At 44.4% G+C, this 21,322-nt stretch carries 14 protein-coding genes and 3 tRNA genes; 10 read left to right on the forward strand and 7 right to left on the reverse strand.

Annotated features, from left to right (window positions below):
• Window positions 1-3 precede the first annotated feature (3 nt).
• From R7Z78_RS15400 to nspC, 6 genes are all read left to right on the forward strand, one after another.
• A tRNA-Gly gene (locus tag R7Z78_RS15400) sits at window positions 4-79 on the forward strand.
• A 78-nt stretch (window positions 80-157) separates the two neighbouring features.
• Window positions 158-244 (forward strand) — tRNA-Leu (locus tag R7Z78_RS15405).
• A gap of 13 nt (window positions 245-257) precedes the next feature.
• Window positions 258-333, forward strand: a tRNA-Gly gene (locus tag R7Z78_RS15410).
• 897 nt (window positions 334-1,230) lie between these two features.
• A complete protein-coding gene (locus R7Z78_RS15415) occupies window positions 1,231-4,107 on the forward strand; it encodes a pyridoxal phosphate-dependent class III aminotransferase (RefSeq protein ID WP_104975453.1) in 2,877 nt (958 codons plus the stop codon).
• A gap of 18 nt (window positions 4,108-4,125) precedes the next feature.
• On the forward strand, window positions 4,126-5,370 hold the full coding sequence (locus R7Z78_RS15420; RefSeq protein WP_012841628.1) for a carboxynorspermidine synthase: 1,245 nt from the start codon (window positions 4,126-4,128) through the stop codon (window positions 5,368-5,370).
• 103 nt (window positions 5,371-5,473) lie between these two features.
• Window positions 5,474-6,607: a carboxynorspermidine decarboxylase gene (gene nspC / locus R7Z78_RS15425; RefSeq protein ID WP_025767273.1), complete on the forward strand. Its 1,134-nt coding sequence runs from the start codon at window positions 5,474-5,476 to the stop codon at window positions 6,605-6,607.
• A 77-nt stretch (window positions 6,608-6,684) separates the two neighbouring features.
• Here nspC and R7Z78_RS15430 read toward each other — a convergent pair whose 3' ends face one another.
• Together R7Z78_RS15430 and R7Z78_RS15435 are read right to left on the reverse strand one after the other, a co-directional pair.
• Window positions 6,685-7,197, reverse strand: coding sequence for a glycine cleavage system protein R (locus R7Z78_RS15430; RefSeq protein ID WP_005376814.1), 513 nt, complete (start codon window positions 7,195-7,197; stop codon window positions 6,685-6,687).
• A 221-nt stretch (window positions 7,198-7,418) separates the two neighbouring features.
• Window positions 7,419-8,321, reverse strand: coding sequence for a DUF3943 domain-containing protein (locus tag R7Z78_RS15435; RefSeq protein ID WP_033905662.1), 903 nt, complete (start codon window positions 8,319-8,321; stop codon window positions 7,419-7,421).
• A 191-nt stretch (window positions 8,322-8,512) separates the two neighbouring features.
• Between R7Z78_RS15435 and R7Z78_RS15440 the strand changes: the two genes are divergently transcribed.
• A complete protein-coding gene (locus tag R7Z78_RS15440; protein ID WP_033905660.1) occupies window positions 8,513-9,745 on the forward strand; it encodes a CinA family nicotinamide mononucleotide deamidase-related protein in 1,233 nt (410 codons plus the stop codon).
• Window positions 9,746-9,841: 96 nt separating this feature from the next.
• Here the strand turns inward: R7Z78_RS15440 and yfaE are convergent, their stop codons facing one another.
• From yfaE to ubiG, 4 genes are all read right to left on the reverse strand, one after another.
• The gene (yfaE, locus tag R7Z78_RS15445; RefSeq protein ID WP_005376817.1) at window positions 9,842-10,123 is read right to left on the reverse strand and encodes a class I ribonucleotide reductase maintenance protein YfaE; all 282 of its coding nucleotides are present in this window, start codon (window positions 10,121-10,123) and stop codon (window positions 9,842-9,844) included.
• A complete protein-coding gene (gene nrdB / locus R7Z78_RS15450) occupies window positions 10,123-11,256 on the reverse strand; it encodes a class Ia ribonucleoside-diphosphate reductase subunit beta (protein ID WP_005376818.1) in 1,134 nt (377 codons plus the stop codon). The genes yfaE and nrdB overlap by 1 nt, the downstream gene beginning before the upstream one ends.
• 83 nt (window positions 11,257-11,339) lie before the next feature.
• Window positions 11,340-13,622 (reverse strand): class 1a ribonucleoside-diphosphate reductase subunit alpha, encoded by a 2,283-nt coding sequence (gene nrdA, locus R7Z78_RS15455; RefSeq protein ID WP_005376819.1) that lies wholly within the window; start codon window positions 13,620-13,622, stop codon window positions 11,340-11,342.
• A 501-nt stretch (window positions 13,623-14,123) separates the two neighbouring features.
• A complete protein-coding gene (gene ubiG / locus R7Z78_RS15460) occupies window positions 14,124-14,831 on the reverse strand; it encodes a bifunctional 2-polyprenyl-6-hydroxyphenol methylase/3-demethylubiquinol 3-O-methyltransferase UbiG (protein WP_005376820.1) in 708 nt (235 codons plus the stop codon).
• A 475-nt stretch (window positions 14,832-15,306) separates the two neighbouring features.
• Between ubiG and gyrA the strand changes: the two genes are divergently transcribed.
• The 3 genes from gyrA (at window position 15,307) to R7Z78_RS15475 (ending at window position 19,371) form a co-directional block, all read left to right on the forward strand.
• Entirely contained in the window at window positions 15,307-18,027 is a 2,721-nt protein-coding gene (gene gyrA / locus R7Z78_RS15465) for a DNA topoisomerase (ATP-hydrolyzing) subunit A (protein ID WP_042522797.1), read from the forward strand.
• A 123-nt stretch (window positions 18,028-18,150) separates the two neighbouring features.
• Complete coding sequence (locus R7Z78_RS15470; protein WP_169644200.1) at window positions 18,151-18,774, forward strand: tetratricopeptide repeat protein; 624 nt, start codon at window positions 18,151-18,153, stop codon at window positions 18,772-18,774.
• Window positions 18,775-18,816: 42 nt separating this feature from the next.
• Window positions 18,817-19,371, forward strand: coding sequence for a hypothetical protein (locus R7Z78_RS15475; protein ID WP_017636126.1), 555 nt, complete (start codon window positions 18,817-18,819; stop codon window positions 19,369-19,371).
• A 118-nt stretch (window positions 19,372-19,489) separates the two neighbouring features.
• Here R7Z78_RS15475 and nrfA read toward each other — a convergent pair whose 3' ends face one another.
• Window positions 19,490-20,917, reverse strand: coding sequence for an ammonia-forming nitrite reductase cytochrome c552 subunit (nrfA, locus tag R7Z78_RS15480; RefSeq protein WP_025998734.1), 1,428 nt, complete (start codon window positions 20,915-20,917; stop codon window positions 19,490-19,492).
• Between the last annotated feature and the right edge of the window lie 405 nt (window positions 20,918-21,322).

The raw sequence follows: 21,322 nt of genomic DNA on the forward strand, positions 1-21,322 counted from the left end.
AATGCGACACTAGCTCAGTTGGTAGAGCGCAACCTTGCCAAGGTTGAGGTCACGAGTTCGAACCTCGTGTGTCGCTCCAAATTTTATTGATATGGCATTTAGCGGTATCAGATGGTGTTTTACTTTTCTGTAAAGGCATCACAAAGAATATTTGTGTGCCCTGGTGGTGGAATTGGTAGACACAAGGGATTTAAAATCCCTCGACGTTCGCGTTGTGCCGGTTCAAGTCCGGCCCGGGGCACCATCTCATATTAAATGCGACACTAGCTCAGTTGGTAGAGCGCAACCTTGCCAAGGTTGAGGTCACGAGTTCGAACCTCGTGTGTCGCTCCAGATTTAAGGCCTAACATGAAAATGTTAGGCCTTTTTCGTATTTTTTGAAAATCTCAAACTTCTTTTCTGTCACAGGCTTCGTTAAGTAACGAACCCTTTGTCTCATTGACTCAAGTGATTGTTCATTCTGCCATTGCAAAGCATCTTAGCCATTCCTACTAGTCTATGTTTAAACCATCACTTGTGGAGAATAACTACTCTTGATCCAGGCAAAGCTGTGACGAGAATGCTATCTTTTTAAATGTTCCGGATATAGAAAGGAATGTTTTACGATTAAGCAGCACAACCTTAAACCTCTGTTAGATGAGGTGATGATATCTCAAGAATATTTGTTTAAATAACAGCTATTTGAGAGAAGCAGAAAAGCATAGCTCATGAATATGAACATGTGAGTTGCAATGGGGTATGTTTTGTTGTGATTTACATCACTGTTACTAATATGAAAAATCGTTGCCAGAAGATTTTATTTTGTGATAAATTCGCGCGCAATCTCGGAGCGTAATTAACAACGTTTGATCTCTGGGGGATACGCGTAGTGACCATTCAAGCTGATTGTGACACTGCGTAGGGTAGGTATCGGCAAAGCCTTTTGTCGATAGACGGGATACTAATGCTGTAAACGCGGCATATTAATGGGAAACCCAACATTGAAACCTTTGAATAAACACACACTAATCAGCTTCATACTGCCGAAATGTCCTGTTTTACAAAACGGGTGCATTACAGAACCTTGATTAATCCCTTTTACATATAAAGCCGCGAGTATCGTGGCGGATGATCTGTATTTGTCATTTATGCACTGACAAATGCGGAGGGGTATTCACACCTCCTGTAATTTCATTCTAATGATTATTAATACAGGATACAGAATTATTATAATTCAAGGGATTATGTAGTATGAGCACTGCCTTTGAAGTCGATAGCAATATCGCAAACATTTTTTCGTCTCAGGTTCCTATCGTTGAGGGAACGTATGACTTAACGCCAGATCAAGTATTGATTGATCAGGCTGAGCATGAATCTGAAGTACGTTCTTATCCACGTCGTTTGCCGATCGCAATTAAACAAGCCTTTGGGTGCTTGGTTGAAGATACGCGTGGACAGATCTTTCTAGACTGCCTTGCGGGGGCAGGCACTCTAGCTTTGGGGTATAACCATCCTGAAATAAACCAAGCGCTGAAAGAACAATTAGATTCAGGACTGCCATATCAGACGCTAGATATTGCAACATCAGCAAAAACGACGTTTATTCAATCCGTTAAGTCTTTTCTTCCTCAAGAGTTAAGCGAGAACAGCGTTATCCAATTTTGTGGCCCGTCTGGAGCTGATGCGGTTGAAGCTGCTATCAAGCTCGCGAAACAGACTACCGGTCGCAACACTATGTTTGCCTTCCGTGGCGCATACCATGGTATGACTAATGGTACGATGGGGATGATGGGTAACTTAGGCACGAAAGCTCGTCGAACTGGTTTGATGTCGGATGTGCACTTTATGCCTTTCCCATACAACCTGCGTTGTCCTTTTGGGCTTGGCGGTGATGAAGGTGCGAAAGCAAGTATTCGCTATATCGATCGTCTTTTAAACGATGATGAGTCAGGCATTATGAAGCCTGCCGCGATTATCGTGGAGCCAGTGCAAGGTGAGGGTGGTGTTGTTCCTGCGCCAGCATTCTGGCTACGAGAGTTACGTCGTATTTGTGATGAACACGGTATCTTACTGATCTTCGATGAGATCCAGTGTGGTGTTGGTAAAACTGGCTACAATTTCGCGTTCGAAGAGTCGGGCATTGTTCCAGATATTCTGTGTTTATCAAAAGCAATTGGTGGTGGCTTACCAATGTCGCTATTGGTTATCAACAAGCAACATGATACATGGAAGCCGGGCGAGCACACAGGTACATTTCGTGGTAACCAGCTAGCTATGGTCTCTGGTGCGAAAGCATTAGAAATTATCCAGCGTGATAATCTTGTTGAGCATGCCAATATTGCGGGTCAGTACTTGCGCTACGGCCTTGAAAGTATTCAAAAGCGTGTGAACTGTATCGCAGAGGTTCGTGGCAAAGGTTTGATGCTAGGCGTGGAGATTAAAAATCCAGACGGTGAGCTCAATAAATTTGGTGAACCTCAAGCGGATAGTGAACTCACACTTTCTATTCAACGCGCAGCACTCGAGCGTGGTTTGATCGTTGAGAAAGGTGGACGCGAAGGCGCAGTAATTCGTTTCCTTCCTCCTCTTATCATCTCGTTTGAGCAAATCGACTTTGCTTTACGTGTATTTGAAGACGCGATTTTAGCCGCTGGCGGTAGTCACATCGAAACTCAGCCACAAGATGAATGGAAGAAGCATTTCATCCACACTGGAGAGATGGGCAGCAATGAATTTGCTTCGGTGATGAATCACACGACTACGGCAATGAAGTCAGTGTTTGAACAAGTGACTGCACCGTATTCAGGTATGGATCCAAAAGCATTGGAAGCAGCGATTCACGACGTTGATCTTGATAATGGAAATGCGCCTCTTAAAACCGTTATCGACGATGCTGCTGAGCTGGTCGCGAAAAACGCAATTTTTACTCAACATCCAGATTGTATTGCTCACCTACATACTCCACCGTTGATGCCAGCGATTGCGGCAGAGGCAATGATTGCGGCTTTGAACCAGTCGATGGACTCATGGGATCAAGCTTCATCAGCGACTTATGTTGAACAGAAAGTTGTGAACTGGCTATGCGATAAATATGAGTTAGGTGAAAAAGCGGACGGTATCTTCACGAGCGGCGGCACGCAAAGTAACCAAATGGGTTTGATGCTTGCGCGAGATTGGATTGCTGACAAACTCAGTGCACACTCAATTCAAAAGCTTGGCCTTCCTGAATACGCAGACAAGCTACGTATTGTATGTTCGAAAAAATCCCACTTCACGGTTCAAAAATCAGCGTCTTGGATGGGGTTGGGTGAAAAAGCGGTCATGACTGTCGATGCTAATGCCGATGGAACGATGGATGTCACTAAATTAGACGAAGTTCTCAATCAGGCCAAAGCAGAAGGTTTGATCCCATTTGCCATTGTTGGTACAGCGGGTACAACGGACCACGGTGCTATTGATGACTTAGACTTTATCGCCGATATGGCAGCGAGACATGACATGTGGATGCACGTCGACGGTGCATACGGTGGAGCTCTGATTCTAAGTAGCCAAAAAGCGCGTCTGAAAGGTTGTGAGCGTGCACATTCCATCAGCGTAGACTTCCATAAGCTGTTTTACCAAACCATCAGTTGTGGTGCGCTATTGGTAAATGACAAGTCTAACTTTAAATTCCTGCTTCACCATGCAGACTATTTGAACCGCGAACACGACGAACTACCGAACTTGGTGGATAAGTCTATTGCGACAACTAAGCGTTTTGATGCGCTCAAAGTGTTTATGACGATGCAAAGCGTAGGGCCAAAAGCCCTAGGCGATATGTATGATCATTTGCTTGAACAGACGCTTGAAGTGGCGGACATGATTCGAGATAACAAACACTTTGAGTTGTTGGCTGAACCATCACTATCTACGGTTCTGTTCCGCGCGACACATGAATCAGCGGATCTTGATGAACTGAACAAAACGTTGCGCTTAGAAGCGTTAACACGCGGTATCGCGGTATTGGGTGAAACCATTGTCGACGATAAAACTGCATTGAAATTTACGATTTTGAACCCGTGTCTGACGACAGCGGACTTTGAATCTTTGCTCTCAAAAATCAATACGCTAGCGGCAGAGCTAGTTTAACAAAGGTAACGGAAAACTATGGCAATTCTACAGATTGGTGCAGGCGGCGTTGGCTGGGTAGTTGCACATAAAGCAGCACAAAACAACGACGTTCTGGGTGATATCACAATCGCATCACGTACCGTAGGTAAGTGTGAGAAAATCATCGAATCGATTCAGAAGAAAAACAATCTGAAAGATTCAACTAAGAAATTAGAAGCGCGAGCGGTAAACGCGGACGACGTAGATTCTTTAGTTGCTTTAATTAAAGAAGTACAACCTGACTTAGTGATCAACGCAGGTCCTCCTTGGGTGAACATGTCTATTATGGAAGCATGTTACCAAGCTAAAGTGTCATACCTTGATACATCTGTTGCGGTTGACTTGTGCTCTGAAGGCCAACAAGTACCTCAAGCTTACGATTGGCAGTGGGGCTACCGTGAGAAGTTTGAAGAAGCGGGCATTACAGGTATTCTTGGTGCTGGTTTCGATCCGGGCGTAGTATCGGTGTTTGCCGCATACGCAGTGAAGCATCTGTTCGATGAAATCGATACTATCGACGTAATGGATGTAAACGCAGGCGACCACGGTAAGAAGTTCGCAACTAACTTTGATCCAGAAACGAACATGCTTGAGATTCAAGGCGATTCGTTCTACTGGGAAAACGGCGAGTGGAAACAAGTACCTTGTCACTCACGTATGCTTGAGTTCGAATTCCCGAATTGTGGTTCACACAAAGTGTACTCAATGGCGCACGACGAAGTTCGATCTATGCAAGAGTTCATCCCGGCGAAACGCATCGAATTCTGGATGGGCTTTGGTGACCGTTACCTAAACTACTTCAATGTGATGCGCGACATCGGTCTACTCAGCCCAGATCCACTAACGCTTCACGACGGTACGGTTGTTCAACCTTTGCACGTGCTAAAAGCACTACTACCAGATCCAACATCTCTCGCACCAGGCTACACTGGCCTAACGTGTATCGGTACTTGGGTTCAAGGTAAGAAAGATGGTAAAGAGCGCAGTGTATTTATTTACAACAACGCTGATCACGAAGTCGCATACGAAGATGTTGAACACCAAGCTATCTCATACACCACTGGCGTACCTGCGATCACTGCTGCTTTGCAGTTCTTCCGTGGCAAATGGGCAGACAAAGGCGTGTTCAACATGGAGCAGCTAGATCCTGACCCATTCCTAGAAACCATGCCATCTATTGGTCTAGATTGGCATGTTCAAGAACTGGAGCCAGGACAACCTGTTATCCATAAATTGAAGTAAGAATTTAGCGACTCTTATTTGTACGTTTAAGCCGATGCACTTGCGTCGGCTTTGTTCGATTTTATAGTGTCTTTGCTAAGGCGAAGGGACGTAAGGTATCAAAATGCAACAAAACGAACTAAAAACGCCATACTTCATGATCAATGAAGACAAGCTGATTGAGAATCTAGAGAAAGCAAAACAGCTAAAAGACATCTCTGGTGTGAAGCTTGTATTAGCACTGAAGTGCTTCTCAACATGGGGTGTATTCGACATCATCAAGCCTTACCTAGACGGAACAACAAGTTCTGGCCCGTTTGAAGTGAAGCTTGGCTACGAAACGTTCGGTGGTGAGACACACGCATACAGTGTGGGTTACAGCGAAGATGACGTTCGCGATGTGGCGGACATCTGTGACAAGATGATCTTTAACTCTCAGTCACAGCTAGCGGCTTATCGTCATATTGTCGAAGGTAAAGCATCGATTGGCTTGCGCCTAAACCCAGGTGTGAGCTATGCAGGGCAAGACTTAGCAAACCCAGCGCGTCAATTCTCTCGTCTTGGGGTTCAGGCTGATCACATCAAACCGGAAATTTTTGATGGTATTGATGGCGTAATGTTCCACATGAACTGTGAGAACAAAGACGTAGATGCGTTTATCGGCTTACTCGATGCTATTTCAGATCAGTTTGGCGAGTACCTAGATAAGCTGGACTGGGTGAGCATGGGCGGCGGCGTGTTCTTCACATGGCCGGGGTACGATATCGAGAAGTTGGGGTTAGCACTTAAAGCGTTCTCAGAGAAACACGGCGTACAAATGTATTTAGAGCCGGGTGAAGCGATAATTACTAAGACCACTGATCTCGTTGTAACAGTGGTTGATATTGTAGAGAACGTAAAGAAGACGGCGATTGTCGATTCAGCCACAGAAGCTCACCGCTTAGATACGTTGATCTACAATGAGCCAGCGTCAATTCTTGAAGCATCTGAAAATGGTGAACATGAGTATGTGATCGGCTCGTGTTCTTGTTTGGCTGGTGACCAGTTCTGCGTAGCGAACTTCGAACAGCCTCTAGAGATAGGACAGCGTCTACATATTCTAGATAGTGCCGGTTACACCATGGTGAAACTGAACTGGTTTAACGGTCTACGTATGCCGTCGGTTTACTGTGAACGCTCGAATGGTGACATTCAAAAACTGAATGAATTTGACTACTCTGATTTCAAACGTTCACTGTCTCAGTGGTCAGTGAAATAAAACGTATTGAGTATTAGAACGACAAAGAGCAGCTGAATTGCTGCTCTTTTTATTGGGGAAGCGTTAAAGGTATGCAGTTAGCTTTCTACAATTACACGAGTGTCTTCACTCAGAGATTCTAATTCATTGGCTATGTCTTCAATTTCTAGCTCGCTAGGTAGTTTTATCGCCATTTTAGCGCTGAATAAGCTAGAGCTTACCCCTCCGCCTCCAGCAATGAATACACGCTGACAATCCATATCTAAAATTGAGATACCTTGATTATCGAGAACGTGAGTAATTTCATTCACAATACCCGCTCTATCGTTGGCATCTAAACGAAGTTGGAAGATAGTGTCTTCACGATATGAATGAGGTTCAGAGTCGACGAACCTAACAACAAGAGTCTGACAAGAAGAGAACGCCTGTTTAACGATGTCGGCATTTTCTCTTGGAAGCTCTACTTTGATGACACCTGCAACTTGGTCTTCGATAAAGTTTACTTTGCTGATCAGCCATTTCCCGCCGTTTTCGTGTGTGATTGCAGCGAGCTCTTTAATCGTGGCGGGTGACGCTTGTCCGACAAAATTAACAATAAATACGGTGTTCATAATGTCCCCTCCTGGAATCAAGGTTTGGACGCAGTACGAATAAACGTGCTACTTAAGTTATTGGAATAAATCCTTTTATTTAGTGTAGGTGCTAAGGGCGGGTAAGGTTTGATGAAAGTCAATTTTTAACACTAATTCGTGATGCAAATAATTAAAACAATGTTCAGAGCACAAAAAAGCAGCCATCGTAAGGCTGCTTTTTACCGAGTATCAACTTAGGATTAGAACGTTACTTTTAACTCGACACCATAAAATTGACTGTCGTAGTTTGCGCCTGCGTCCATGGCGAATTTTGCAACATCTTGGTTTCCAAACCAAGGTGATGAATTGAATTGTAGTTCTGCACTACCGCCCCATGCATCAGTTACCCAATAATGAATATGTCCAACAGGGTTTAAGAAGAAGAGCGAAACATCACCTGCGGTTTCAGAGCCCATAACTTCGCCGCCGTTTGCAATAATGTCTTGCTCAGCCGTTAACATCATTTCACCAACAACAGCACCAAAGAATGGTGTGATAAAAATATCCTGCCAAGATGGTACTTCTGCGAACGCCTCCACGCCATACTCCCAAAAGAACGTCGACATAGTTGCGGAGTACAAAAACGACTGAAATTCATTATAGCCAGCATGACGTGCTGCCGTGTAGTAAACGCCGCCAAAATATGGGTGCATGATGTAATTGAGAACATGTTCATCACGATCCCAAACGGGGCCGTCAGAGACATTATCTTTCCACTTTTGCCCCAACTTACTCATGTCTCGGTCTTCTTCGTCCCATTTGGTGATACTTTCTGGAAGAAAAGTCATCATGCCTACGGTCGCGATACTGAGACCTAGAATGGTGTAGGTTTGACCCATCAGATAATCCCAGTCTTTATCTTGAGGGATGATGAGATGTTTAGGCTGAAGCCCTGCGTCAAGGTTTAGCGAATCATCATTATTCTGTTCATACATAACACCGCGATTTTGAGCCTCGAAGGTGTACAGAGTCGTCGTTTCGCAGTAACCTGACAAGCAATCAGGTGTGTAAGAAAACTCTGTATGACGGCTTAGGTCATAGTGACTTGCTTGCGCAAGCGCTGACGAAGCCAAGCAAAGGCCTGTTAGAGTCGTCTTGAACATGGATGATTTTGACACAAAGGTCTCCGAGTTAATGGTGTATGTTCGGGCTCGTAATTATCCCTCAAAACATCAATCATTTAAACACTTGACCCTTATTTAGTCCCAACAAACCTCGGCGAGATTTGTCCAAATAAAAAGAAAAATAAGCGCTATAACGAAAATAGGATTGTGCTTACGTTCAGGAGTCAGTTGTGAAAATAGCAATGCTTAGTACTGGTGAGGAAGTCCTCCACGGTGATATTGTTGATACTAATGCGGCATGGTTGTCTAGCCTGTTTTATCAACATGGATTTGGCTTAACAAAGCGCTCTACGGTTGGTGATAGCCTATCGAGTTTGGTTGAAGAGTTTTTAATGCTCAGCTTTAACAACGATGTGGTTATTGTTAATGGTGGTTTAGGCCCTACAACGGATGACATGAGTGCTGCCGCCGCCGCGAGAGCCGCCGATTGTAAACTGGTGCTATTCAAAGAGTGGTTGCAGCATCTAGAAAGTTTGTATGCTCGACGTGGCATCCCTATGCCGGACAGTAATTTAAAGCAAGCAATGCTGCCAGAAACGGCAGAGATATTGGACAACCCGATAGGCACTGCTTGCGGTTTCAAAATGCTGATTAATGATGCCATTTTTTATTTCACACCGGGTGTACCAAGTGAATTTAAGCTCATGGCAGAGACGCAAATTCTTCCCGATCTGAGAAGAGTGTTTCCCGATGTGCAAGGTTCATGTTGTAGCCGAATCTACACGTTTGGTCTGTCTGAATCCGGTATTTCAGATAAGCTAGATCAGCTAAAACTTCCTCAAGGCTATGAGCTAGGGTATCGCTCTTACTTGCCTTTTATTGAAGTGAAACTTTTTGGTCCTTCAGATCAGCTTGAACAGCGTTTGAAACTCGTACAGATAATTAATAAACACCTTGAGAGTAATACCGTTAGTATTGATTTACCTATGGTTGAAAATGTCGGCCAGTTGTTGGTCGATAAAGGACTAACAGTGTCGACCTCCGAAAAAAGTAGCAGGGGATACTTAACGTACTGGCTAAACAGTGATGAAAACGCTGAAAAGCAACTAGGGCATGGTTGGGTACTACCGAGCCTGACTCAGGCGATGGGCAACAGCGGAGATCCATTAGCAGAAACGTTTGCTCTGGCTGGTGCTACGCGAGAGAAGTGTGGGACGGATTTATCACTCGTCACTGGCCATATTGAAGAGGGCGTTTTTTCCGTCGCTTTATCGACACCGTCAGGCGAGTGGGGAGCATTATATAAACTCTCGAAAAAGTATCAGCGCAATGATCAAGTTAAAGTGATCAGCACGGCAGCACTAGACTTGTTGCGTCGCTACCTAGAACGTAAACCGATGTTTGCGCATTATGCATTTTTAGAGAAAGTTAAAGAGATGCACCTCCCGAGCAGTGCTTTATAACCAAAGCTCTCTACAGTAGTCTGAGAGACAAAACACAGAGACAAAAAAGCCAAGGTGATTACCTTGGCTTTTGCATTTTATACCGTCGAGTCAACGTTATGCGCGCTGCTTTTCTTTCATCGCGTAGTTAACGCCACTAAGTGACAAATCTGATTTTGCTTTACAGATACAAGGTAATATTTCATCACTTTGTGTGTAAGCCATGGCAAAACCAACATACTCCACTTCACCAGACTCCAATTTGCAGCGACAGGCGCCGCAGTGCCCATCACGGCAGTTGTATTCTGGTAATAGGCCAGCTTGCTCCATTGTTTCCAAAATCGTATTGGAAGGGTTGGATTCAATGCTGATCAGTTTGTTGATTTTGAGTGTTGCCATTACAGCTCGAATCCTTCGAAGTCATCTGCGCGAACTTCATTGTCAATTTGACCCACAAGGTAAGAAGAGATTTCTGCTTCTTGAGGCGCAACTTGAACGTTATCTGAAGACAACCAAGCGTTAATCCATGGAATTGGGTTAGTTGTTGCTTCTGGATACGCTGCTGGTAGACCTACCGCTTGCATACGAATATTTGTGATGTATTCAACGTATTGGCTTAGGATGTCTTTGTTTAGACCGATCATAGAGCCATCTTTGAATAGATACTCTGCCCACTCTTTTTCTTGCTCAGCCGCTTCTTTGAATAGGTCAAAACAGTCCTGTTTTGCCTCTTCTGCGATTTGCATGAAAGTGAAGTCATCTTGACCGTTACGTAGCAGGTTGATCATGTGCTGCGTGCCATTTAAGTGAAGTGCTTCGTCACGAGCGATCAGCTTGATGATTTTCGCGTTACCTTCCATTAGTTCGCGTTCTGCGAAAGCGAAAGAACATGCGAAACTTACGTAAAAACGAATAGCTTCTAATGCGTTAACAGACATCAGACAGATGTACAGCTTCTTCTTAAGATCGTACAGACTAACCTTAACCGTTTCACCGTTAAGGACATGCTCACCTTCACCGTAGCGATGGTAATCATTCGTCGCTTGAATCAAATCGTCGTAGTAGTGCGCGATGTCTTTTGCACGCTTCAGAATGTGCTCGTTCTCAACGATATCATCAAACACTACAGCAGGGTCGTTCACGATGTTACGAATAATGTGTGTGTAAGAACGAGAGTGAATCGTTTCAGAGAAAGACCAAGTCTCAATCCAAGTCTCTAGTTCTGGTAGAGACACAAGCGGCAGCAGTGCCACGTTAGGGCTGCGGCCTTGGATAGAGTCAAGAAGCGTTTGGTACTTCAAGTTAGAGATGAAGATGTGCTTCTCGTGATCTGGCAGTTTGTTGTAATCGATACGGTCGCTAGATACGTCTACTTCTTCTGGACGCCAGAAGAAAGAAAGTTGTTTCTCGATAAGTTTTTCGAAAATCTCAAACTTTTGTTGGTCGTAACGTGCAACGTTTACTGATTGACCTAGGAACATTGGTTCCTTCAATTGGTCATTCTTTTTTTGGTTAAAAGTACTGTAAGCCATAATGCCTCAATTCCTTTTAAACCTCCCCGTAAGGGGGAGGTTATCGATAGTCTGTCTTTACGGGTTCGCTAGGTACGGGAAGATTAAATCTTACAACCGCCGCCAGCACAATCGTCATCTTGTGGTTGAACAGCGTCTTTCTGTTCATCTTTCGCGCCATCACGAGTGTTGTGGTAGTAAAGCGTTTTCACACCAAACTTATACGCTGTTAGCAGGTCTTGAAGTAGTTTCTTCATTGGAACCTTGCCAGTCTCGTAACGTGACGGGTCGTAGTTAGTATTAGCAGAGATAGCTTGGTCAACAAACTTCTGCATAATACCCACAAGGTGTAGATAACCGTCGTTCGAACCGATATTCCAAAGCAGTTCATAGCTGTCTTTAAGTTCTGTGAACTCAGGTACAACTTGCTTCAGGATACCGTCTTTCGAAGCTTTTACTGAAACGTAACCACGTGGTGGCTCAATACCGTTAGTTGCGTTTGAAATCTGAGAAGAAGTCTCAGAAGGCATTAGTGCAGTCAGTGTTGAGTTACGTAGGCCGTGCTCCATAATTTCTTTACGTAGGCTGTCCCAGTCGTAGTGCAGCGCTTCGTCACAAATTAGATCGATATCTTTCTTATACGTATCAATCGGCAGTAAGCCTTTCGCGTAGTTCGTCTCGTCGAATGAAGGACACTTACCTTGTTCTTTCGCCAGTGCTACAGATGCTTTCAATAGGTAGTACTGCATTGCTTCGAACGTACGGTGAGTTAGGCCGTTCGCGCTACCGTCAGAGTATTTCACGCCATTCTTCGCTAAGTAGTAAGCAAAGTTAATCACACCAACACCTAGCGTACGACGGTTCATAGTCGATTTGTATGCCGCTGGTAGAGGGTAATCTTGGTAATCAAGCAGTGCATCTAACGCACGAACAACAAGATCGGATAGCTCTTCGAAATCATCTAGAGACTTGATAGCACCTAAGTTGAATGCAGAAAGCGTACACAGTGCGATCTCGCCTGAGTCATCTTCAACGTTAGTTAATGGTTTCGTTGGCAGTGCGATTTCTAAACATAGGTTCGACTGACGAACTGGAGCGACTTCAGAATCAAATGGGCTGTGAGTATTACAGTGGTCCACGTTCTGGATGTAGATACGACCCGTTGATGCACGCTCTTGCATTAGCAGAGTGAACATTTCAATCGCTTTAACCGTTTCTTTCTTGATTGAAGGATCGTTCTCGTACTTCACGTATAGACGCTCAAACTCTTCTTGGTTTTCGAAGAATGCGTCGTACAGACCAGGTACATCAGATGGTGAGAATAGCGTAATATTGCCGCCTTCAACTAAACGTTGGTACATCAGTTTGTTTAACTGAACACCGTAGTCCATGTGACGAACACGGTTTTCTTCAACACCACGGTTGTTCTTAAGTACCATTAGTGAGCGTGCTTCACCGTGCCACATTGGGTAGAAAACAGTAGCTGCGCCACCACGTACACCACCTTGTGAACAACATTTTACTGCTGTTTGGAAGTACTTGTAGAACGGAATACAACCAGTGTGGAATGCTTCACCACCGCGAATCTCTGAGCCTAATGCACGGATACGACCTGCGTTGATACCAATACCAGCGCGCTGAGATACATAACGAACAATTGAGCTTGCTGTTGCGTTAATAGAATCAAGACTGTCTCCACACTCGATCAGAACACATGAGCTGAACTGGCGAGTAGGGGTACGCACGCCAGACATAATTGGCGTAGGTAGAGAAATCTTAAATGTCGATGTCGCATCGTAGAAACGTTTGATGTAATCAAGACGTGTCGCTTTTGGATATTTCGCAAATAAGCACGCTGCTACAAGGATGTATAAGAACTGAGCACTTTCGTAAATTTGGCCCGTAACACGGTTCTGTACGAAGTACTTACCCTCTAGCTGCTTAACTGCCGCGTATGAGAAGTTTAGGTCGCGTTTATGGTCGAGGTACGCATCAAGTTCGTCGAGTTCTGCTTTTGTGTAGTCTTCTAGAATATGTTGATCGTACTTACCCATATCGACGAGGCGAGACACGTGATCATAAAGCGTTGGTGGCTCGTATTGGCCATACGCTTTTTTACGCAGATGGAATACCGCTAGGCGAGCAGCTAGGTATTGGTAATCCGGAGTCTCTTCAGAGATCAGGTCTGCCGCAGACTTGATGATTGTCTCGTGAATATCTGTCGTTGTGATGCCGTCGTAAAACTGGATGTGAGCGCGAAGTTCTACTTGAGAAACCGAAACATTATCTAGACCTTCTGCAGCCCAAGTGATAACGCGGTGGATTTTATCCAGATCGATACTTTCTTTACGGCCATCACGCTTGGTGACGGTAAGTTGTTGGTTCATTCTGCTTTATTTCCCTAAGAAAACTGATAAAAGCCGTATTTTTGTTTGTTTATGTGCAATATGAGTAAAGCTTGCGGCGGCTTTGTGATCAAAGTCTATCTATATATTGTCGCTTAAACACAACATATAGGGGTTCATTTGTTTGCGGGTTACAAGATAGTGCTATTACACTGATTTATCAAGGTACAGTTCGGGGATGACTTGTGGATAACTGACAAAATGAAAAAAATCAGTAAGTGAACACTAACCGATGAGAAAAGGGCAGACTTGAATGGTTAAAAGTACGGTTTCGAGATCGGTTTAGAAATAACCGCATGCAAAAATATTTTCCTTGATCTTTGGCCGTTTTTATCTACGAAAAATGGCTTGGTCAAAATGGAATCTAGAGCACGAATTTTAGCCATAAAAAGACAAAAAAAGCGGCAACTTTGTGCTACCGCTTCCGATTCATTTTCTTTAAAAAATGTCAATCACAAAACTCATTTTTTAACTTAATAGCGTTCAGTATTTTTTAGTATGAACGATGTAGTTTACATCTACATTACGACCGAGTTTGTAGCTGTCATTTAGAGGGTTGTAATGAAGCCCAGTAATGCCCATTTCCGTCAAGTCAGTTTGGTCTATCATCTTCATCATTTCGGCTGGCTTGATAAACTTATCGTGCTCATGAGTGCCTTCAGGAACAATCTTAAGAAGCTTCTCAGCACCGACAATAGCAAATAAGTACGACTTAATGTTTCGGTTCAAAGTTGAGAAAAACACGTGACCACCGGGTTTGACTAGCGCAGCACAAGAGCGGATAACGGAGAGAGGATCTGGAACGTGTTCAAGCATCTCCATACAAGTCACGACATCGTAAGTTCCTGCGTTTTCTATAGCGTGGTCTTCTATTGTGCTCTGAATGTAGGTCAGTTGAGTGCCTGTTTCTAATGCATGTAGTCGCGCGACTTCTAATGGTTCTTTACCCATATCAAGCCCCGTCACAATAGCGCCTTCTTTTGCCATGCTTTCAGCAAGAATGCCACCACCACAGCCGACATCAAGTGCGCGCTTGCCAAACAAGCCATTTGCTTTTTCAAGTACATAGTTCAAACGAAGTGGGTTAATTTGATGAAGTGGCTTAAACTCGCCTTCTAAATCCCACCATCGAGAAGCCATGTCCTCGAATTTCTTAATTTCACTTGGGTCGACGTTTTGTGCTTTAGTCATAATTGGTTTTATTGCATTCAATCTGAGTCCTTTAGAGGGCGCCAGTATACTCCAACGTTTTATACCCAAACAACCTCGATGTGCTTAGTTAAGGGACAATGACAGAGTTCACTGGCGCGGCAATCGAGACAGGTGCCTGTAATTTGTAAAGCGCTCGCTATTGTTTTTGGTTCATCCTTGAACTGGTGCCAGTGACAATAACTCTAAAACCTGCATTTTCGCGTTGTGTAGTTAAAGGAATTTACCTCGCTTTTCCGCGTAAAGAGTCCGATTTTGCTCAATATTGACCGAAATGTAACCACTAATCAGAAAGATATGGGATGAGTGTGCAAATTCTCGACATTTGATTCATAACCAAGCTCACAACCTGATAAAAGGAGAGGGAAAGTGATGCCGAAGTGATGAATTGTGTGTTATATTTTTGCACCTTACACGTATCGTAATTACGATCAGATAATAGAGGGATAATGGCTCTATGAGCGATTTAGCTAAAGAGATCACGCCCGTAAACATTGAAGATGAGCTTAGAGGTTCATACCTAGACTATGCGATGTCAGTCATCGTGGGTCGTGCTCTTCCAGATGTGCGTGATGGCCTAAAACCAGTACACCGCCGCGTTTTATTCGCGATGAACGTACTAGGCAACGATTGGAACAAACCATATAAAAAATCAGCCCGTGTTGTCGGCGACGTAATCGGTAAATATCACCCACATGGTGATAGTGCTGTGTACGACACAATCGTACGTATGGCTCAGCCGTTCTCGCTTCGTTACATGCTGGTCGATGGTCAAGGTAACTTTGGCTCGATCGATGGCGACTCTGCTGCGGCAATGCGTTACACCGAAGTTCGAATGGCAAAAATTGCCCATGAACTATTGGCTGACCTAGATAAAGAAACCGTAGACTACGTACCAAACTACGACGGTACTGAGCAGATCCCAGCGGTTCTTCCAACTAAAATTCCAAACCTATTGGTTAACGGTGCTTCTGGTATCGCAGTAGGTATGGCAACCAACATCCCGCCTCATAACCTTGGCGAAGTGATTGATGGCTGTCTTGCATACATCAATAATGAAGAAATCACTATTGATGAACTAATGGATTACATTCCTGGTCCTGATTTCCCAACGGCGGCGCTTATCAGCGGTCGTAAAGGCATTGTAGACGCGTACAAAACAGGTCGCGGCAAAATCTACATGCGTTCGAAAGCGGACATCGAAGTGGAGAAGAATGGTAAAGAGACCATTATCGTCACTGAAATTCCTTACCAGGTGAACAAAGCTCGCTTGATCGAAAAGATCGCTGAGCTAGTTAAAGATAAGAAAGTAGAAGGTATCAGTGCACTACGCGACGAGTCAGATAAAGACGGTATGCGCATTGTTATTGAGTGTAAGCGCGATGCTGTGGGCGAAGTAGTTCTAAACAACCTTTACGCTCAGACTCAGCTGCAAACCACTTTCGGTATCAACATGGTGGCCCTAAACAATGGCCAGCCACAGCTATTCAACCTAAAAGATATGTTGAAGTGCTTTGTTGATCACCGTCGTGAAGTTGTGACACGCCGTACTATTTTCGAACTGCGTAAAGCGCGTGAACGTGCTCATATCCTTGAAGGTTTAGCTCTAGCGCTTGCTAACATTGATGAAATTATTGAGCTTATCCGTAAGGCACCTACACCGGCTGAAGCAAAAGCGGGTCTTATCGCTCGTGGTTGGGATTTAGGCAACGTTTCAGCAATGCTAGAGCGTGCTGGTACAGATGCTGCGCGCCCTGAATGGCTAGAGCCTGAATACGGTATTCGTGATGGTCAGTACTTCCTGACTGAGCAACAAGCACAAGCTATCCTAGATCTACGTTTACATAAACTAACAGGTCTAGAACACGAGAAGATTCTTGGCGAATACAAAACACTTCTAGAAGAAATCGCTGAACTCATGCATATCCTTGCGAGCACTGAGCGTTTGATGGAAGTGATCCGTGAAGAACTTGAAGCGGTTCGTGACGGCTTTGGTGACGCTCGTCGTACAGAAATCACAGCTGCGAGCCATGATATTGACATGGAAGAGCTGATCGCACGTGAAGACGTTGTGGTTACTCTATCTCACGGTGGTTACGTTAAGTACCAAGTACTGAGCGACTACGAGTCACAGCGCCGTGGTGGTAAAGGCAAGAGTGCGACTAAGATGAAAGATGAAGACCATATCGAGCGTCTTCTAGTGGCGAATACCCACGATAACATCTTGTGTTTCTCTACTCGTGGTAAAACATACCGCCTGAAAGTTTACCAATTGCCTCTAGCGAGCCGTACTGCGCGTGGTAAGCCAATCGTAAACATCCTTCCACTCGAAGAAGGTGAGCGCATTACCGCGATTCTACGTGTTGATGAATTCTCTGAAGACAAATTCATCTTCATGGCAACAGGTGACGGTACGGTTAAGAAAACGCCGTTGAACCAGTTTGCAAACGTACGTTCAAACGGCCTAATCGCTGTGAACCTACGTGAAGACGATTCGTTAATCGGTGTGGATATCACTAACGGCGAAAACGAAATCATGCTGTTCTCTAAAGCGGGTAAAGTGGTTCGCTTTAAAGAAGCAGAAGAGATTCCAGTACTTGATGAAAATGGTAAACCAGTTCTTGATGAGAATGGTCAGCCAGAGATCAAGTTTAAAGGTGTTCGTCCTATGGGTCGTACCGCCTCTGGTGTTCGTGGTATGAAACTGGCTGAAAATGACCAAGTTGTATCACTTATTGTTCCTTCGCACGAAGGCGACATCCTAACGGTTACAGAAAACGGTTATGGTAAACGTACAGCACTTAGCGAGTACCCGACAAAAGGTCGTGGCACTCAAGGTGTAGTTTCTATCAAAGTTTCTGAGCGAAATGGCCCGGTAGTTGGTGCTATCCAGGTTGTTGAAGGTGATGAAATGATGATGATCACCGACGCTGGCACGTTAGTACGTACTCGTGTGGGTGAAGTTAGCCAGGTTGGTCGTAACACACAAGGTGTAACGCTTATCCGTACTGCGGAAGATGAATCAGTTGTTGGTTTGCAACGTATTGAAGAAGTTGATGATGAAGAGCTGCCTACTGATGAAGATGCAGAAGCGTTAGAGTCAACAGGCGAAAATACGCAGCAAGACGCTTCAGAAGCTCCAGCTGCTGATGATGCAGAGGAAGGTAACGAAGAGTAATCTTACATCGTTATCCTGATATGAAAAGCCGAGCCTTAGTTGCTCGGCTTTTTTGTATCTGTATCAACGCATTTAAAGTAAGAAATGCGTACACTGACGTTATCTTTGTTTACAGGACGTGTTATGTCTGTTTGGTTTTTCGCTGCCATCACTCTGATGGGGCTGTTTATCGTACTCTTATCACTGAGTGCATCAAAAGTTAAACCTGCTCAATGGTTTGGCTTTTGCCTGTTAGTACTTGTCGTGACGAGTGCCAGTTTCTTATTGCTGCATCAAACTCCGCCTAAACCAATACAAGCGGAAATGTCACGAATGATGACTGCTCGTGACATCATGAAAGAGATTCAAGACCAGTTGCGTGAAGATCCGAACAACGCTGAATTGTGGTTCCAACTCGGGCAGGGCTACCTGCTAGAGGGGGAATTTGATGGCGCGCTGATTTGTTTTGATTACGCGATCCAGCTGACTGAGCCAGTCAGTGCCACGCAATTTGCCGCAAAAGCGACGACCTTGTACTACATTCACCAGCAATCAATGACGCAAGAAGTTAGCTTGCTTTTGGAGCAAGCTTTGCAGATAGAACCGCACAATGAAGCCGCTTTGTCTTTGATCGCAAATGACCATTTTCTGTCATTCCGCTTTCAGGAAGCCATTGATACTTGGGTACTATTATTAGATTCTAATGATCCAAATTTAGATAGAGTGCAAATCATTAACTCTATCAACAAAGCAAAAGAGCTGTTGTAAGCGTACAATTTAATAAGCAGTAGAGGGAAAGGTGGGCAACGAATGAAAAATAAGGCACTAAGCATATTGGTTTTGCTGTGCGGCTCTGTGCTGGCGGGTTGTAGCTCTTCCGATCATTCTGGCTCTTCCTCTACGGTTTATTATTCATCGGGTTACTACGACCCGTGGTGGTACGATCATGACGACTACTGGATTTATTACTATCCGGGCTGTTGCGATAACGACGATGAATACAAAGAGAAACTGGAAGAGTGGTGGAATGGTTTAGATGAAGACCAACAGCAATCCATCAAAGACAAAATCGAAGATTGGAAAGACGACGATATGTCCGCCAATATCGATAACATGAAACGCCAACTTGACGATCATTGGCAATCACTGCCTGACGAGCAAAAGCAAGAGATTCGAACCCAATGGGAGAATCGTCCGGAGCATATTGAACCAGCGACTTTACAAGGCAAGGCGGTGAAAGAAAAGGTTCAACAAAGAAAAGCATTACCGGAAACGAAGATCCAGCGTCCAGTTGCTCGTCCAAATGTGCAGATACCTAAAGCACGTCCAAATATTCAACCTAGACCTAGGCTTCCTCGTCGCTAGTACATTCGATTTTTGTCTCTCGATAGAATCAGGATGAAGAGATAAAGATAATAAAGAAAGAAAAGGGGCGTTCAGTACGCCCCTTGTTGTATCTATAAGTTAACCGTTGCCAGTTAGACTAATACGTGGCTTCGCGTTCAGCTGCTGCTTTATCCCACTCTGGCGCTACTGTTTCTAGGAAGTGTTTCTTGTCTGCGTTCATCTTATCCATATCCATGCCCAGTGCTTGTTGTGCTTTCGCTTTGGTCGAGATATCTGGAATTTGAACAGGGTCAGTAATGCCTTTGGTTGCCAGTAAACGAACCAATTTGGTACGGGCGTCAGCAGCGCGGTCAACTGCAGTACCTAGTACTTCAAGTGCTACCTCAGGAGCATGCATGTGAACACCGTGAGAAGCAATCGCGTAGTCCCAACGCCATTGTGCATGGCGAATATCTTGTAGGATAGGTTCCATCTCTGCTTCTGTTGCACCTGCTTTCCACGCTGCTCCTGCTTCAAAGTGTGCCGCTACGATTTGCTTCTCGGCGGTTAGCTTCATGTTCAGTACTTGCGCTTTGCGAGTCGAGACGATGCCTTGTAGCTGCTCTTTAGTTTGGGTATGGCATTGCGCACAGGTGTCTTCAAAACGATCAAATGGGTTACCCACTTTGTGGTCTGTGTACACCGTACCGTCTTCTTTGGTCACTTTAGGCATGTGGCAGTCCACACACACCACTTTGTTTTTACCATGAATACCCGCTCTCCAAGTTTCGAAACCTGGATGTTGCGCTTTTAGCATCGGCGCTTTAGATACGGCATGCGTCCAATCTTTGAAATTCAACGCGTCGTAGTATTTCTCCATGTCATTAACGGTGGTGCCCATATCCCATGGGAATTTAACCGCTTTAGTTGGGCCGGTGAAGTAGTATTCAACGTGACATTGAGCGCAGACCGATGCTTGCTTATCTAGGCGAGACTGTTCATCAAAGTTTTTACCAATAGTATCAAAAGCACGCTCGACGTATGGGCGAGTCAGTGCTAGCGCAGGTTCGCCTTTCTTGAAGGCTTCAGAGCCTGTGTTGTGGCAATCGGAACAACCGATAGGGTTGACGATTTCTGAGCCTAAGCGTGCCCATTTACCTTCGAAATAACCGTCTTCACCACGTTCATCAATCACGCGAGCAACGTCTGGGCTTTTACAGCTCCAGCACGCCATCGGCATAGGCCCGGACTTCTCGTCGGTTGGTGCGCCAGTACGTAAGGTTTGGCGAACATCATCAAGTGCGTAAAAGTGACCGCGCGCTTTGTTGTAGTCTTTCGCGAAGCCATAACCTGCCCACAGGATAACCATGTTTGGGTCTTCACTTAGAGCATCTTCAATGTGCTCACTTTCGGATGTTGCTTTCCAAGAATGGTATTGATCAGGGTGGTTCTGTTCAAAGACATCGTTACGAGGATCGATAAAATCCTTCTCTTCTGCCGCTAACGGAGCGTCAACCAAAAATAATTGGCTGGCGAATAAGGTCGCAACCGCAATAGGTGCGCTCATCCAGTGTTTTATGCTCACAGTGTTATCTCCATATTCGTTTTTATTAGCAGCGTTGTGAGGAGCTATTCCAAATAAGAACTGGAGATCTACGATTAATAATATTGCTTAATTGGATAGATGAAATAGTGAGTGAATCTTGTCTTGTTTTAGATCAATTTACACCAGTGATCTCAGTCATGTTTGAATTTATATACCTCTAAAGTGGTAGTTGTTAAGTCATTGTTCTGCAATGCTTTGGGTTTTTAACCTCTTTAAAAATAGGGTGATTTAGTTCGCTTTTTGAGCAGGCGTTTCTACCCCTTATGAATAATAGAGGTATTATAAATATAGGTTTAGCGTTGTGGCTTTCCGAAATAAGAATTGATGTCATTTGAAGATCTAAAAAATATCTTCAGAGGAAATTAATTGTCGCTCAAATAAATA

The sequence above is a fragment of the Vibrio sp. 1167 genome, from assembly GCF_033340375.1.
In the GTDB taxonomy this organism is placed as follows: domain Bacteria; phylum Pseudomonadota; class Gammaproteobacteria; order Enterobacterales; family Vibrionaceae; genus Vibrio; species Vibrio alginolyticus.

Coding starts and splice junctions, on each gene's coding strand:
- R7Z78_RS15470 (WP_169644200.1), top strand. CDS start 18,151: ATGTCTGTTTGGTTTTTCGCTGCCATCACTCTGATGGGGCTGTTTATC.
- R7Z78_RS15415 (WP_104975453.1), top strand. CDS start 1,231: ATGAGCACTGCCTTTGAAGTCGATAGCAATATCGCAAACATTTTTTCG.
- yfaE (WP_005376817.1), bottom strand. CDS start 10,123: ATGGCAACACTCAAAATCAACAAACTGATCAGCATTGAATCCAACCCT.
- R7Z78_RS15435 (WP_033905662.1), bottom strand. CDS start 8,321: ATGTTCAAGACGACTCTAACAGGCCTTTGCTTGGCTTCGTCAGCGCTT.
- R7Z78_RS15430 (WP_005376814.1), bottom strand. CDS start 7,197: ATGAACACCGTATTTATTGTTAATTTTGTCGGACAAGCGTCACCCGCC.
- R7Z78_RS15420 (WP_012841628.1), top strand. CDS start 4,126: ATGGCAATTCTACAGATTGGTGCAGGCGGCGTTGGCTGGGTAGTTGCA.
- ubiG (WP_005376820.1), bottom strand. CDS start 14,831: ATGACTAAAGCACAAAACGTCGACCCAAGTGAAATTAAGAAATTCGAG.
- R7Z78_RS15475 (WP_017636126.1), top strand. CDS start 18,817: ATGAAAAATAAGGCACTAAGCATATTGGTTTTGCTGTGCGGCTCTGTG.
- nrdA (WP_005376819.1), bottom strand. CDS start 13,622: ATGAACCAACAACTTACCGTCACCAAGCGTGATGGCCGTAAAGAAAGT.
- nspC (WP_025767273.1), top strand. CDS start 5,474: ATGCAACAAAACGAACTAAAAACGCCATACTTCATGATCAATGAAGAC.
- nrdB (WP_005376818.1), bottom strand. CDS start 11,256: ATGGCTTACAGTACTTTTAACCAAAAAAAGAATGACCAATTGAAGGAA.
- gyrA (WP_042522797.1), top strand. CDS start 15,307: ATGAGCGATTTAGCTAAAGAGATCACGCCCGTAAACATTGAAGATGAG.